The sequence below is a fragment of the Marinicella meishanensis genome, assembly GCF_019931145.1.
In the GTDB taxonomy this organism is placed as follows: domain Bacteria; phylum Pseudomonadota; class Gammaproteobacteria; order Xanthomonadales; family Marinicellaceae; genus Marinicella; species Marinicella meishanensis.
The window spans coordinates 21,712-36,098 of sequence record NZ_JAIOUV010000012.1 but is presented as its reverse complement, the minus strand read 5'-3'; the positions used below and the strand labels follow the sequence as shown (position 1 = coordinate 36,098).

11 protein-coding genes are annotated in these 14,387 nt (G+C 53.3%); 6 read left to right on the top strand and 5 right to left on the bottom strand.

Features of this window, described 5'->3' with window-relative positions; genetic code table 11:
* Positions 1–850 precede the first annotated feature (850 nt).
* Both K7G70_RS17495 and K7G70_RS17490 read left to right on the top strand, forming a co-directional pair.
* Positions 851–2,590, top strand: a complete 1,740-nt coding sequence (locus tag K7G70_RS17495; protein ID WP_223789954.1) for an OPT family oligopeptide transporter — start codon at positions 851–853, stop codon at positions 2,588–2,590.
* Positions 2,591–2,604: 14 nt separating this feature from the next.
* Complete coding sequence (locus tag K7G70_RS17490) at positions 2,605–3,141, top strand: hypothetical protein (RefSeq protein WP_223789953.1); 537 nt, start codon at positions 2,605–2,607, stop codon at positions 3,139–3,141.
* A gap of 120 nt (positions 3,142–3,261) precedes the next feature.
* Here K7G70_RS17490 and K7G70_RS17485 read toward each other — a convergent pair whose 3' ends face one another.
* Complete coding sequence (locus K7G70_RS17485) at positions 3,262–3,852, bottom strand: ECF-type sigma factor (RefSeq protein ID WP_223789952.1); 591 nt, start codon at positions 3,850–3,852, stop codon at positions 3,262–3,264.
* Between the two features lie 133 nt (positions 3,853–3,985).
* A complete protein-coding gene (locus K7G70_RS17480) occupies positions 3,986–4,300 on the bottom strand; it encodes a hypothetical protein (RefSeq protein ID WP_223789951.1) in 315 nt (104 codons plus the stop codon).
* Positions 4,301–4,465: 165 nt separating this feature from the next.
* Here K7G70_RS17480 and K7G70_RS17475 point away from each other — a divergent pair, with 165 nt between their 5' ends.
* Complete coding sequence (locus tag K7G70_RS17475) at positions 4,466–5,035, top strand: hypothetical protein (protein WP_223789950.1); 570 nt, start codon at positions 4,466–4,468, stop codon at positions 5,033–5,035.
* A 945-nt stretch (positions 5,036–5,980) separates the two neighbouring features.
* Here the strand turns inward: K7G70_RS17475 and K7G70_RS17470 are convergent.
* On the bottom strand, positions 5,981–6,688 hold the full coding sequence (locus tag K7G70_RS17470) for an HAD family hydrolase (RefSeq protein WP_223789949.1): 708 nt from the start codon (positions 6,686–6,688) through the stop codon (positions 5,981–5,983).
* Positions 6,685–7,701: an NAD-dependent epimerase/dehydratase family protein gene (locus K7G70_RS17465; RefSeq protein WP_223789948.1), complete on the bottom strand. Its 1,017-nt coding sequence runs from the start codon at positions 7,699–7,701 to the stop codon at positions 6,685–6,687. Before K7G70_RS17465 ends, K7G70_RS17470 begins: the two co-directional genes overlap by 4 nt.
* 67 nt (positions 7,702–7,768) lie before the next feature.
* Here K7G70_RS17465 and K7G70_RS17460 point away from each other — a divergent pair, with 67 nt between their 5' ends.
* The 3 genes from K7G70_RS17460 (at position 7,769) to K7G70_RS17450 (ending at position 13,717) form a co-directional block, all read left to right on the top strand.
* Positions 7,769–9,121: an MATE family efflux transporter gene (locus K7G70_RS17460; RefSeq protein ID WP_223789947.1), complete on the top strand. Its 1,353-nt coding sequence runs from the start codon at positions 7,769–7,771 to the stop codon at positions 9,119–9,121.
* Between the two features lie 247 nt (positions 9,122–9,368).
* Entirely contained in the window at positions 9,369–12,254 is a 2,886-nt protein-coding gene (locus K7G70_RS17455; protein WP_223789946.1) for a ribonucleoside-diphosphate reductase subunit alpha, read from the top strand.
* Between the two features lie 209 nt (positions 12,255–12,463).
* Positions 12,464–13,717: a ribonucleotide-diphosphate reductase subunit beta gene (locus tag K7G70_RS17450; protein ID WP_223789945.1), complete on the top strand. Its 1,254-nt coding sequence runs from the start codon at positions 12,464–12,466 to the stop codon at positions 13,715–13,717.
* A 218-nt stretch (positions 13,718–13,935) separates the two neighbouring features.
* Here K7G70_RS17450 and K7G70_RS17445 read toward each other — a convergent pair whose 3' ends face one another.
* Positions 13,936–14,379: a hypothetical protein gene (locus K7G70_RS17445; RefSeq protein ID WP_223789944.1), complete on the bottom strand. Its 444-nt coding sequence runs from the start codon at positions 14,377–14,379 to the stop codon at positions 13,936–13,938.
* Positions 14,380–14,387: the final 8 nt, after the last annotated feature.

Below are 14,387 nucleotides of genomic sequence, written 5' to 3'. Positions count from 1 at the left end.
CTTGATTCAGGCACCACTTCGACAAGCCCAGTGATCTTTAAATCAAGCTGGCTGAGCACTTCGACAAGCTCAGTGACCTTTAACCCAAGCTGGCTGAGCTTGTCGAAGCCTGTCGAAAAGCACGACATCTACCAAAGCCTGTAGACAACTTGATGAAGTGCCCATTTGAGATGCCGGCTTCACAGCCGCCATGTCGTCGGCTGAAGCCGACGCTCCAATTGACGCACCCTGGCGCATCGACAAAACCACTTACGCATCGACAAATACTCCTGGAGCATCGACTTCAGTCGATGTTGGGTTGGGAGGATGCTTGAAGTCTCCAGCACTTCGACAAGCTCAATGATCTTGAAATGTAAGCTGGTTGAGCACTTCGACAAGCTCAGTGATCTTAAACTCAAGCTGGCTGAGCCTGTCGAAGCCTGTCGAAAAGTTCGACATCTACCAAAGCTTGTAGACAACTTGATGAAGTGCCCATTTGAGATGCCGGCTTCACAGCCGCCATGTCGTCGGCTGAAGCCGACGCTCCAATTGACGCACCCTGGCGCATTGCCCCCTGGAGCATCGACTTCAGTCGATGTGGGGCTGAGAAAATGCTTGAAGTCTCCAGCACTTCGACGGGCTCAGTGATCTATAACCCAAGCTGGCTGAGCCTGTCGAAGCCTGTTGATGGGCAGGACATTGCGGCAGTGTAGATTGCTGCTGATGTCGTCTCACATCATCAAGGCTTCATCAGCAATACCCCATCGAGAGGACTCCCACATTATGGAAAGCCAGGCCGGGTAACTGTGGTATACTTTTCGCCCAACTGGGCCACTCGGCCCCAATAACCATAATTATACGGGAGCAATGTATGTCTGATCAGCAGGTCGCTGCAACAGGCCCCATCACCCGTGGCGCCTATCCGGAATTGACGCCACATGCGGTGATTGTGGGTTATTTCTTGGGGGTGATTCTGGCCGTGTCCATCGGCTACGCCGCATTGAAACTGGGCTTCTCCATCGAAGGATCGGAGCTGGCCGCCATTTTGGGTTTTGGTATCTTGCGCGGCATCTTGCGTCGCCGTTCGATCATCGAAAACAACGTGGCCCAAACCGTGGCCTCCGCGGTCAACGGCGCTTCATCGGGCATGATGTTCTCAGTGCCGGCCATCTTCATTCTGGGCTACGCCACCGAATTCAATCCCTATGTGTTGACCTTCGGCGCCATCGCCGGGGCGTTCTTGGGCATCGCTTTCATCATTCCCTTGCGCAAACAAATGATCGATTACGAACGGCTGACCTACCCTGGCGGGGTGGCGGTGGCCTCGATCCTGAAGTCACCCGGCGCCGGCATCAACAAAGCCATGCTGCTGTTGGGGGCCATGGTGGTCTCGGGCTTGTTCCATGTGGTGACCATCTGGCAAGACTGGCATGACCTGCATTTATTCGAAATGTTGGCCCTGCCGGAATACCTCAATGGCACCTGGTACCTGTCGCTGATGACCATTGGGGTGGCTTTCATCGCCGGTCGTGGTGGTGTGGCCTTCATCATCGGGGGCTTTGTTTGTTATTGGGTCATCGCCCCTTTGCTCGATGTCACAGGCAAATTTCCGGTCAATGAAGCCGGTCAAGTGCTTTCGGACCCCGACTCTTTGCGTCTGATGCTGTTTCGACCAACGGGCATTGGCATGCTGATCGGTGGCGCCATCGTTGGGGTGATCTTTGCCCTGCCGTTGATCAAGTCGGCGGTCAAGTCGATGCAATCTTCGGCCAAGAGTGAAGCCGCCATCAGCAAAGACGAACTGCCGATTAAACTGCTGTATTTTGCCGTGGCCGCTGCCGCCGTATTGCTGTGTGTGATGGCGGTGACCTCGGCCCAGGAAGTCAGCCTGTTGCATGGCTTGATGATGGGTGTGCTCGGCACCTTGTGGATCTGGATGGCTGGCATCATTTTGTCCGAAGCCATCGGCCGCACCAACTGGTCGCCCTTGTCCGGCATGACCTTGATTGCGGTGACCTTGTTGATCATGATCACCCAACTGTTCGGCGGCATGAGCACCGGCTCAGCCATCGTCGCGGCCATCACTGTCGGCGCCGCCACCTGTGTGGCGATGTCACAAGCCACCGACCTGATGCTGGACATGAAAACCGGCTACCTGGTGGGGGCCACCCCCCGCAAACAACAACTGGGCCAATTCTTTGGTGCCTGGTTGGGACCGATTGTGGTCATCATCCTGATTTTTGTTCTGCATGAAGCCTTTGGGCTCGGCAGTGACGAATTCCCCGCGCCGCAAGGCCAAGCGTTGGCTTCCATGGTACAAGGCATCACTGGTGGTGATGTGCCCACCGAAAAATACATCGCCGGTGCCTTACTTGGTGGCCTGTTGTCTTTGTTACAAGCCGGCTTGGGCATCACCGTCGGATTGGGGTTCTATCTGCCATTCAACATCGTGCTGACCTATGCGATCGGTACCTTGTTGCGTGAAATCGTTGACCGCACCAAAGGCAAATCCTGGTCAGAGTCCAAAGGCATACCGATTGCCGCCGGTCTGATCGTGGGCGAAGCCCTGGTTGGGGTGGGTAACGCCGTTTACGTCATTGCCACCAATTAATCAGGAGAACACACATGAAAAACATTGCATTTATTTTGGTGATCCTGGCTTTCCTGGCCGGCGCCTATATGGCTTCACTGGATGAGCGGACCATGAACTGGACGTATTTCTTACCGATCATGTTGGTCGGTATCATCGCCGCCATCATCTACAAACGTGAGTCCAATGCCGCCGCCAAGCACGGCGACTTGTTGCAAAACAACAAGCAGGTCTTGATCGATTCTTTGAACAACGTGTTGACCAACCTCGAAGCCCTCAATGGCCGCAAAGACAAAGTGCCGACTTACGAAATGCGCTTTGAAATCGACAAGCTGTTCCGCGAAGACCTGATGAACTTCGCCGAGGCCCGCGAATCGATGAAACACCTGTTCAGCATCCAACACTACGCCGACATCATGTCCAGCTTCGCCGCCGGCGAACGCTACATCAACCGCGTCTGGTCGGCTTCCACCGACGGCTACGTCGATGAAGTGATGATGTACGTCGAAAAAGCCCTGTCCCAATTCCAACACGCCAAAGAGGAATTCGACGCGGCCCTCAACGGCGCATAGGGCAGTCATTTAGACCGAGCCAAGCGAGCGGAGGAGTCTCCCCACTGGCATGGGTCATTCCATTAAAAAAGGCTGCTGATTGCAGCCTTTTTTCTTGCCCCATACAAAAACTCAATGGGATCAGTGATTCAATTGGGCCAACAGCCACAAACGGGCAAACTGCCAATTTCGGGACACGGTGGATTCACTGGTGTTCATGACCTCTGCCACTTCTGGAATGGTCAGGTCAGCGAACACCCGGTACTCCACCACTTGGGCAGCATCAAAATCAATGCCGGATAAATCGGTCAACAAGCGATCAACTTGCAACCAATCAAAAACCGACGATTCTGGCGATTCAATGACTTCAGCAAACCGGTCAATGGTCAACAACTGATCCGCCCCACCCCGTTTGTCTCGGGTCTCGTCCCGAAAATGATTCACCACCACGTGGCGCATGACCCGTGCAGTCAGGGCAAAAAAGTGTGACCGGTCCTTGAGTTCCAAGCCCTTGGCCGCTTGCAACTTGATGAAGGCTTCATTGACAATTTCAGTGGTTTGCATGGCACTGGCCTGTCTGGACTTGAATTGATGCTTGGCGATGCGGTGAATCTGCGGATACAACAGCTCAATCAACTGCCGTTCGGCCTCCCGATCACCGTTTTTCCACGCCGCCAACAGCACTTTGAAAGCGTCGTCATCTTCGGTGATGTGGCTGTCTTTTGCTGACATGATGGGGGCGGTGACCTCTCGGGTAGGTGGTTCGCAACAGAATCGATTCTAACCAAAGTGGCCTTCTGCAGACAATCTTTTGGTACTTATTTTGATATCGACCTCACAGATATGTCCCGACCACCAAACCAATTCACCGGTCCATGGTGCGGGCGTTGATCCAGGTTGACAGGGTCGCCACGATGAACATGGGCAGAAACCAAGTCAGTACCATTTTCAGGTAATACATAAAAGTCTCGGCACTGGAAAAATAAAATGCCAACTGACCGGCGATCCCCACTGACTGGCTGCTGTGAGTGACATGCTCGCTGCCATCAATCACGGCCGTTTCCAGAATGGGCGCTGTGACCTCAGACAGGTTCATTGGCTCATACATTGCCACCGCCACGAAAGGCAACAGGGTAGCCATCAGTAAACTGCAGGTGGCAGAGATCAAATACTTTTTCATGAATAAACTCCTTTTTAATGTGACTCCATACATATTATCACAGGAATGGGTTCAACCCTGACGACGTGGATCTGATGCGGACTTAGGTGACTGAATTGATTAAACTTTTTGAACATTTCCACACACAGGCGTATACTGAATAAAAAAACCATTGAGGAGGTCTTTATGTCTGTTACTTTGTTGCAACTGTGGTTGCCAATCGTTCTGGCTGGGGTGTTTTGTTGGATCGCCAGCGCCATCATTCACATGGTGTTGAAATATCACAACGCCGATTACAGGCCGCTGGGTAATGAAGACCAGGTGTCCGATGCCATGCGTGCGGGTGACCCGGCCCCGGGTTTGTATTCCATGCCTTATTGTCACGACATGAAGGACATGGCCGAAGAGTCGATGCAAGCCAAGTTCAACCAGGGTCCCGTGGCCATGGTCACGGTGATGAACAAAGGCATGCCACCGATGGGTAAGCTGTTGGGCCAACAAATCCTGTTCTTCATTGTGGGTTGTCTGTTGATGGCCTATGTCGCCACCCAGGCTTTGCCCACCGGGGCTGATTACCTGGTGGTGTTCCGCTTGGTGATGGCGGTGGGCTTTTTGACCTACGGCTGGGGCTTGTTGCCGTTTTCCATTTGGTATGGCCACCCCTGGTCCAACTCCATGCGCTACCTGTTGGACGCCTTGATCTATGCCGCAGTGGCCGCCGGCACCTTCGCCTGGCTGTGGCCAGCGGCGGGGTGAATAATTTAAATGGTCATCTTGAGCGCAGCGCAGCGAAGTCGAAAGATCTCTTGATGCCAGGCTGCTCATTATGATGACCAACCATTGAAATTAAGGAGATCCTTCGACTCGATCCACTCGCTCAGGATGACAAATTATTGTTTGTTTAATCCTGAGCATTGGTTAATTCAGGAACGCCATGAAATGGGTTCTCCAGACTCCCAACGACATAGATTGAAGCGTCCGCGCCTTCGAATGATGGCGCATAAAATCATCTATCCCGGAGCATCGACTTCAGTCGATGTTGGGCCATGAAGATGCTTGAAGTTTCTTTCACTTCGACAAGCTCAGTGATCTTTGATGTTTTCTGTATGGTTTAATAAGGAGGCTGTGCGCTTCGACAGGCTCATTGAGCTTAAATCATAAGCTGGCTGAGCCTGTCGAAGCCATGTTTGAGAATACCCAAGAACCCATTGGGATGCCGGATAGCCATCCGCCATGTCGTCGGCTGAAGCCGACGCTCCAATTCATACCCCTGGCGCATCGAATCATCTATCCCGGAGCATCGACTTCAGTCGATGTTGGGTTGAGAGGATGTTTGAAGTTTCTATCACTTCAGGCTCAGTGAGCTTAAATCATAAGGTGGCTGAGCTTGTCGAAGCCTGGTGAAAAGCACGACACCTGCCAAAGCCTATACTCAACTTGATTGGGTGCCACTATGTGATGCCGGATGGCCATCCGCCATATCGTCGGCTGAAGCCGACGCTCCAATGTCATGCCTTGGCGCATCGAATCATCTATCCCGGCACATCGACTTCAGTCGATGTTGGGTTGAGAGGATGCTTGAAGTTTTCATCACTTCGACAGGTGTTATGCTGAGCTTGACGAAGTGCTCAGTGAGCTTAATTTTAAGGTGGCTGAGCTTGTCGAAGCCAATTCGCAGAACGCAATCACTTCATATAAAACTCAAACCCTGAGCACATCCAACAACTGGCCGAAGTGGTGGATTTCGTGGTTGTGGTCTTGGTGGCTGTGGGGGATTTGGCGCAGGTTGAACCAACAGGTTTGCATGCCGAAATCGGCGGCGCCTTGGATGTCGCAGCGGTAGTTGTCACCGACCATCAACACTTGGGCCGGATCGCTCCAACCCATCAGGTCGCAGGTGTGCTCAAAGATTTCTGGTTCGGGTTTGGCCACCCCCAATTCTTCGGAAATCACCAGCGCGCCAAAATGGTGTTGGATCTCGCTGTTGGCAAAGCGCGGTTTTTGCACCCGGGCCAAACCGTTGGTGATGATTGCCATCTCACAATGGGCCGACAGTGCCGCCAGGGTTTCTTTTACCGCCGCCAACAAACATTGCTGTTCCGCCAAAGCATCCAGGTATTGGACACTGAAGGTTTCGTGGTCGGTGTGGGCGGCGCCGACAAAATCAAACACACTTTCCGCGCGCCGCTGTTTCAATTCGGCGATGCCGATTTGTTTGGCATCCAGTTGTTGCCACAGGGCCACATTCATCTGGCGGTAATGGTCGATCAGGCCCTCGGGTGTGGGCATGGCAAAATGCCGCAAGGTGCTGACCAAGGCATGGGCTTCGGCCTGATCAAAATCAAACAAGGTGTTGTCGGCATCGAAGATCAATCGTTGGTGCCGATAGGGTGATGCCTTGGCGGTCACAAAATGCCCCGCTCGGTCAAATTGACCTTGATGTCATTTAAGGTCTGATCCAGCGGCGTGATGACATAGCCCAAATCTTGCTTGGCCCCTGGGCTGTCGGTGCGGTACTCATGGGAAATGATCTGCAAGGACTCGGGGGTCAAATCCGGTTCCTTGCCGGTAAGGTAGGCGAAACGTGATTGCAGTTGTGCCACCAGTTTGATCAAGCCCATCGGTTTGCGGCGTTTGGTCACAGTCAAGTCAAACGCCTTGGCCACCGCATCGATGAACTGATCAAAATTCAGGTTGTGTCCGCCGAGGATGTAATTGGCCCCGACCTGGCCCTGCTCGGCCGCTTGGATGCAACCGGCGGCCACATCGCGGACATCGACAAAAGAACCGGCCCCCACCGGCACCGTCGGCAGGGCGTCGTTGATCATCATTTTGAACAAGCGGATCCAATTGTGCTGATCATCCGGGCCGATGATGTGGGTCGGGTTGACCACCACCACGTTCAACGCTTGGGTGTGATTCTTCACCAGGCGTTCGGCCTGACTTTTGGTTTGCACGTAATTGACCCAACTGTCCAGGCCATGCTGCTCGCTGTCATCGTCGAGGTCAATCATGCCCTCGTGGTCGACCCCATAGGTGGTGATCGATGAAACGTGCACCCAACGCTTGGCCCCTTGGGCTTCGGCGGCGTTGATCAGGTTGTGGGTGCCACCGACATTGGTGGCAATCTGTCGGGGGTTGTTTTTGCGCCAGGTGTTGGTGTCGGCGGCGGTGTGGAAGATGGCATCAACCCCGGCAGGCACCGCGGCCTCCAAGGAAGCCGGATCCAACAAATCAGCGGTGACATAATTGACCCCTTCCAAGGCATTTTCTGGTATGCTTCGACACATCGCCGTGACTTGCCAATTGGCCGCTACCAACTGGCGACACAAATGCCTGCCAAGGAAACCGGTGGCACCCGTCACAAAAGCCATTTTATGTGCTGCCGTATCGGTCGCCGAATGTGCCGTTGTTTGCGTCATGGTCTGAATCCCACAGAAGAATACCAACAGTTTAATCGAATCACCACAAGAGGTCATTGAAAACATCATGGAACCGATGCCGTTCAAACGGCACATCACCCAAACCATCAAGCTGTCGCTGCCGTTGATCATCAGCCAGATCACCGTGGTGGCCATGACTTTTGTCGACACGGTGATGGCCGGACGCTTGGGTTCGGTGACCTTGGCGGCAGTGGCGGTCGGCAGTTCCTTGTGGGCCACGGCCATTTTGTTCGTGTTCGGTATTCTGATGGCGATCCCCTCGGTGATCTCGGCCATGGATGGGGCCGATGAACACGATCAGATCGCGCCGTTCTTCCGCCAGACTTTGTGGTTGGCCCTGATCCTGGGTTTGTTGTTCACCGCGGTGATCCGCATGATGGACCCCTTGTTTGCCCTGTTCAACACCCAGGCCGAGGTGATTCCTGAGGCCACCGCCTATTTGCATGCACTGTCCTGGGGCGCCTTGCCCTTGTCCTTTTTTGTGGCCTTTCGCTATTTGGCCGATGGCCTGTCGGTGACCAAAACCACCATGTACGTCAGTTTCCTCGGGCTGCTGTTGAACATCCCGTTGAACTACATTTTGATGTTCGGCAAATTGGGCTTCCCACAACTGGGTGCCCAAGGGTGCGGTTATGCCACCGCCACTGTGTTGTTCATCCAAATGGTGAGCTACACCGTCATCACCCACAAGCACAAAATCATCGGCCGCTACCGCGTTTTCGCGCAACTCGACCGACCACATTGGGGTGAGATTTGGGGCTTTTTCAAACTCGGTTTTCCGATCGGCATGTCGATGTTCGCCGAGGTTGGATTCTTCTCCATCATCACCCTGCTGGCCTCGTCTTTGGCGACCGAAGTGGTGGCCGCCCATCAGATCGCATTGAACTTCGCTTCCTTGTTGTTCATGGTGCCCCTGGGACTGTCGATGGGCATCACCATTCGGGTCGGCAATGCGGTGGGGCGCAAGAATCCTTACGACATCAAAAATGCCGGCTTTTTCGGCATCTCGCTGGTGCTGTTGACCCAGGTGTTCGCGGCCACCGTGACGGTGTTGTTCGCGCCGCAGATCGTGGCCCTGTACACCCGCGATGTGGCGGTGGCCACCATCGCCATCAACCTGCTGTTCTACGCCGCTGTGTTCCAACTGTCCGATGGCATCCAAGTGGCGTCAGCCGGGGCTTTGCGCGGTATCAAGGACATGAATTTCATCATGCTTTCCAACATCTTTTCCTTCTGGTTTTTGGGTTTCGTGGTGTCCTGGTACCTGTGCTTCGAGCGTGGCATGGGCGCCCCGGGTTTGTGGATCGGCATCATTGTTGGCTTGACCGCAGCGGCGGTGCTGAACACCGTGCGCTTCCGTTTCAAAACCGCGCTGAAAAACCCCCAACCGGTCACATAAATCGAATGCGAATTCGGCTAAAATGGGCCACCAGTTTCAACCGAACTTCGACGCAAAAATGAAGACATTTTGCTAAGTCATTGATATTTGGTTGGGCAAAAAATTAAAGCCATTTTCTCCTTGCCAGCGATTGAAAAAGTAAGATATTATCAACTGAATGAGAGAGTCGTGTCGGGTACCAAAAAGTGTCACATCAAGATGGCACAAACCGGTGTAGTGTAATCTAAGAAGTAGTGTAATCATTCAAATGCAACAAACTGATCAAGAGTCGAACCAAGCCAGCCAAATTCAAGGAAAAGAAACCAACCACCCCCAAACAGATCAAACTTCAGCCACCGCAAAATCATCGCCATTTAAGGTGATTCGTCGCAATGGAAAAGTGACTGAATACGATCAATCCAAAATCCAAGTGGCCATGACCAAAGCGTTCCTGGCCGTGGAAGGTGGACAAGCCGCCGCCTCCCGCCGGATCCGCGAAACCGTGGAAAAATTGGCTGAACAGGTGCACTACGCGCTGTTCCGACACATGGAAGACGGTGGCACCGTACACATCGAAGACATCCAGGACCAAGTCGAACTGTCGATGATGCGGGCCGGCGAACACAAGGCCGCCCGTAACTATGTGTTGTATCGCGAGAAACAAAACGAGAAGCGCGCCCGGGCCCAAGCCAAAGCCGCGAAAAAAGAAGCAACGCCAGCACCAGCCGAAGACGTGTTGCACGTGATCGATGGCGAAGGCAACCGCAAGCCGTTGGATTTTGAGCGCATCGACACGCTGATCACCGATGCCACCCGGGGCTTGAAAGGGGTGACCAAAGAATTGATTGCCAAAGACGTGCGGCGCAACCTGTTCGACGGCATGGCCGAAAAAGACGTCAACGCCTCACTGACCATGTCAGCACGGGTGTTGATCGAAAAAGACCCGAACTACTCACAGGTCACCGCCCGCTTGTTGATGGACGGCATCCGCACCCAGGCCTTGAGCTTTATCTATGGTGAGCCCAGAACCGCCACCCAAAAAGACATGGCCGAAGTGTATCCTGATTACTTCGGTAAATACCTGCAGCGCGGCATTGAATTGAACCTGTTGGACGCCGAGCTGGGTCGTTATGACATCGAGCGCCTGGCCCAAGCGATCAAACCCGAGCGTGACAAGAAGTTCACCTACCTCGGTTTGCAAACCCTGTTCGATCGCTACTTCATCCACATGGGCAAAACCCGCATCGAATTGCCCCAAGCCTTCTTCATGCGCGTGTCCATGGGCCTGGCGATCAACGAGATCGACCGCGAAGCCCGCGCCATTGAATTTTATGATTTGTTGAGCTCCTTTGATTTCATGAGTTCGACACCCACTTTGTTCAACTCCGGCACCTTGCGTCCACAGCTGTCCAGCTGCTACCTGACCACCGTGCCCGACGATTTGGACGGCATCTTCAGCGCCATCAAAGACGACGCGCTGTTGTCGAAATACGCCGGCGGTCTGGGCAACGACTGGACCCGCGTGCGGGGCCTCGGCTCACACATCAAAGGCACCAACGGTGAATCACAAGGCGTGGTGCCGTTCCTGAAAGTGGCCAACGACACCGCCGTGGCGGTGAACCAAGGCGGCAAGCGCAAAGGCGCCATGTGTGCCTACCTGGAAACCTGGCACGTCGACATGGAAGAATTTTTGGAACTGCGCAAAAACACCGGTGACGACCGCCGCCGCACGCATGACATGAACACCGCCAACTGGATCCCAGATTTGTTCATGGAGCGGGTGGCCAAAGACGAATCCTGGACCCTGTTCTCGCCGGAAGAAGTGCCTGAGTTGCACGACCTGTACGGCAAAGCCTTCAAAGAAAAATACGAAGCATACGAGCAATTGGCCCAAGACGGCCAAATCAAAAACTTCAAAGTGATCCAAGCCAACGACCTGTGGCGCAAGATGCTCGGCATGTTGTTCGAAACCGGTCACCCCTGGATCACCTTCAAAGACCCTTGTAACATCCGTTCGCCACAACAACACGTCGGCGTGGTCCACTCATCGAACCTGTGTACCGAGATCACCTTGAACACCTCCGATGAAGAAATCGCGGTGTGTAACCTGGGCTCGGTCAACCTGCCTCACCATGTGAATGAACAAGGCATCGATCACAAGAAATTGCAGAAAACCATCACCACCGCCATGCGCATGCTGGACAACGTGATCGATTACAACTTCTACTCGGTACCACAAGCGCGTCGTTCGAACTTGCGGCACCGTCCCGTTGGCCTCGGTCTGATGGGATTCCAGGACGCCCTGTACATCCAGGACCTGGCTTATGCCACCGAAGCGGCGATTGATTTCGCTGACCAAACCATGGAAGCGGTGTCCTACTACGCGATCAACGCCTCCAGCGATCTGGCCGAAGAACGCGGCACCTACCCATCGTATGACGGTTCGCTGTGGTCACAAGGCATCTTGCCGATTGATTCGGTACAAATGTTGAAAGACGAGCGCGGCCAATTCATCGACCAGGACCAAAGCATGAGCATGGATTGGGATGAGCTGCGCGAGAAAGTCAAAAACCAAGGCATGCGCAACTCCAACACCATGGCCATTGCGCCGACCGCCACCATCTCGAACATTTCCGGCGTGTCGCAATCGGTCGAGCCGGTGTACCAGAACCTGTTCGTTAAATCCAACCTGTCCGGTGAATTCACCGTCATCAACCCCTACCTGGTTGAAGACTTGAAAGCCCTGGACCTGTGGGATGACGTGATGGTCAACGACCTGAAATATTTCGACGGCAGCGTGCAACCGATTGACCGCGTGCCCGACAACCTGAAAGCCAAATACGCCACCGCCTTCGAGGTGGATCCGCGTTGGTTGGTGGAAGCGGCCTCACGCCGCCAAAAATGGATCGACCAAGGTCAATCACTGAACCTGTACATGGTCGAGCCTTCAGGCAAAAAACTGGACTCCTTGTACAAATTGGCTTGGGTCCGCGGCCTGAAAACCACTTACTACTTGCGCTCGGTTGGCGCCACCCACGTGGAGAAAAGCGTGGACGCCAGCTCGAACCAGGCACCCCCAGTCGACACCCAACCCGGATCACAAGCGCCTTTGGCCTGTTCGATCCTGGATCCTGACTGCGAAGCCTGTCAATGATCAAAAAAAGTCCTGCGGGCTCTTTTGATTCAACAGAATCAGATGAGCCTGTAGGCACCAACCTGTCCGTTGTGGGGGACAGAAAACGGTCCGGTGATTTGGAGAGCACACCGGCACCCAATAACTGCGATGTGATTGCTGCTGCGTGTGCAGGGATCCCATCAACAAAACACATTCATAATTAACAACGAATTTCGGAGCAACACATCATGATGAATTGGGACGATCCACTCGGCCTGGGCGACAAGCAAGAAGAGAAAAAAGCCCCGGTGGTCAAACCAGAACCCGCTGAGAAAGAAGCCAGCAAAGCCACCGCCAGTGTGGCCCGGCCCAAAGCAAAATCAGAGGATGAACCGGCCCAAGTCAAAGAAGCGGCGGTGGCCTACCAAGCCGACCAAGCGCCGGCTGAACCATTGAATGTCACACCAGAAAACACCCACCAAAATGCTTTGACCGGTGTTGAGCCCGTGCGCGCCGAAGACAAGCGCGTGATCAACGGCCTGACCGATGTGAACCAACTGGCCCCGTTCAAATACCCCTGGGCCTGGAAGTTCTTCCTGAACGCCAACAAAAACCACTGGACGCCCCTGGACATCAACATGACCCAGGACGTGATCGACTACAACAAGACCCTCACCGAAGACGAAAAACACGTCTACCAAAACGTGCTGTCCTACCTGACCACCTCGGACATCCTGGCGATGCGCAACATCGGCCTGGCGGTGATGGAAAAAATGTCGGCGCCCGAATTACAGATTTACCAAGCCCGCCAAGTGTATGAAGAAGCGCTGCACACCTGGACCTACCAGCACTGCATCGAGACCATTGGCCTGGACCAAGGCGAAATCTACAACCGCTACCGCGTGGTCCCCGAGATCAACCAAAAAATCCAAGTGGCCAACCGCCGCCTGAACAGCATCCTGCGCCCCAACATCGATCTGAACGATCCGGATGAAATGGAAAACTTCGTGCTGGCCTACATGTTCTTCGGCGCCATCTTCGAAGGCTGCTGGTTCTACAACGGCTTCAGCCCGATCTTCGCCCTGCAACGCCGCGGCCTGATGAAAGGCACCGCCGAACAGCTGCAATACATCATGCGCGACGAAGTGATGCACGCCTCCTTCGGCATCCGCGTGTGCAAACAAATCATCGAAGAAGAAAAAATCACCCTCGACCCGGCCAAGATCCGCCACATGTGGGACGAATCCGAAGCCGCCGAAGCCGGCTACGCCAAATACCTGCTGCGCCGCCCGATCCTCGGCTACTCAGCCGAAGACCACATCGAACAATTCCGCTACATCGCCAACAGAAGAGCCAGACAACTCGGCATCGACGAACCCTTCCCCGGCGCCGAATGCACCCTTCCCTGGCTCGACGAACAATCCAACCTCAGAAAAGAAAAGAACTTCTTCGAGACCCGAGTGACTGAATACCAGACCGGCGGGGCTTTGAGTTGGGATTGATTTAAATCTTTGAATATCCCTGATGCGTCAAGATCATTGAGATTTACGTCAAAGTAAGTGAGATTTTAACGTCAAACTCAATGAGATTAATAGGCTTTGTATTATATTGCAGGGCCTTTTTTTGGACATATGTTTAGTGATTCCACCATAAGCAATTAGCATTGGCAAATTACTGATGAGACCTAATGATATTTTCCAGAGAGGAGTGGCTGTCCTCGTTATTGTTCCCTTGATATTTGTTTTAGAGCTGGGCTGGTACCTTTGACAATTACACCACATTGAGTTTTAGCATACGCACATTTGATACGATGGTTTACACCAATACTGGGAAGCTGACTGTATGCTGTAATTGATGTTCTCGATTCCAGTTTTCTAGGCCATTTATTGTCGTGATCTGTGAAGATAGGATGTGGAATTATCCCTCTATCTTTAGTACCTTTGAACAAAACACCAGCCTCTTCAATAGTAACTGGAAACGTACTCAAGTTAGTAATTTCAATGCAAAACTGTATGTTTGGATCAACACCTCCAACCGGAATCGCATGAGCAGGTTTTAGTTTCAGTTTTACCTTTCTCTGGCTCAGATTGTGCCACGTGTTAATGATACCAAGAATTGCACCTAATACTGCTATCGCAAATGTTACCATTTGAATGTTTACCATACATATAC

What these genes read in the sequence shown, in the direction of transcription:
- K7G70_RS17495 (WP_223789954.1), top strand. Translation starts at nt 851, where the DNA reads ATGTCTGATCAGCAGGTCGCTGCAACAGGCCCCATCACCCGTGGCGCC.
- K7G70_RS17490 (WP_223789953.1), top strand. Translation starts at nt 2,605, where the DNA reads ATGAAAAACATTGCATTTATTTTGGTGATCCTGGCTTTCCTGGCCGGC.
- K7G70_RS17485 (WP_223789952.1), bottom strand. Translation starts at nt 3,852, where the DNA reads ATGTCAGCAAAAGACAGCCACATCACCGAAGATGACGACGCTTTCAAA.
- K7G70_RS17480 (WP_223789951.1), bottom strand. Translation starts at nt 4,300, where the DNA reads ATGAAAAAGTATTTGATCTCTGCCACCTGCAGTTTACTGATGGCTACC.
- K7G70_RS17475 (WP_223789950.1), top strand. Translation starts at nt 4,466, where the DNA reads ATGTCTGTTACTTTGTTGCAACTGTGGTTGCCAATCGTTCTGGCTGGG.
- K7G70_RS17465 (WP_223789948.1), bottom strand. Translation starts at nt 7,701, where the DNA reads ATGACGCAAACAACGGCACATTCGGCGACCGATACGGCAGCACATAAA.
- K7G70_RS17460 (WP_223789947.1), top strand. Translation starts at nt 7,769, where the DNA reads ATGGAACCGATGCCGTTCAAACGGCACATCACCCAAACCATCAAGCTG.
- K7G70_RS17455 (WP_223789946.1), top strand. Translation starts at nt 9,369, where the DNA reads ATGCAACAAACTGATCAAGAGTCGAACCAAGCCAGCCAAATTCAAGGA.
- K7G70_RS17450 (WP_223789945.1), top strand. Translation starts at nt 12,464, where the DNA reads ATGATGAATTGGGACGATCCACTCGGCCTGGGCGACAAGCAAGAAGAG.
- K7G70_RS17445 (WP_223789944.1), bottom strand. Translation starts at nt 14,379, where the DNA reads ATGGTAAACATTCAAATGGTAACATTTGCGATAGCAGTATTAGGTGCA.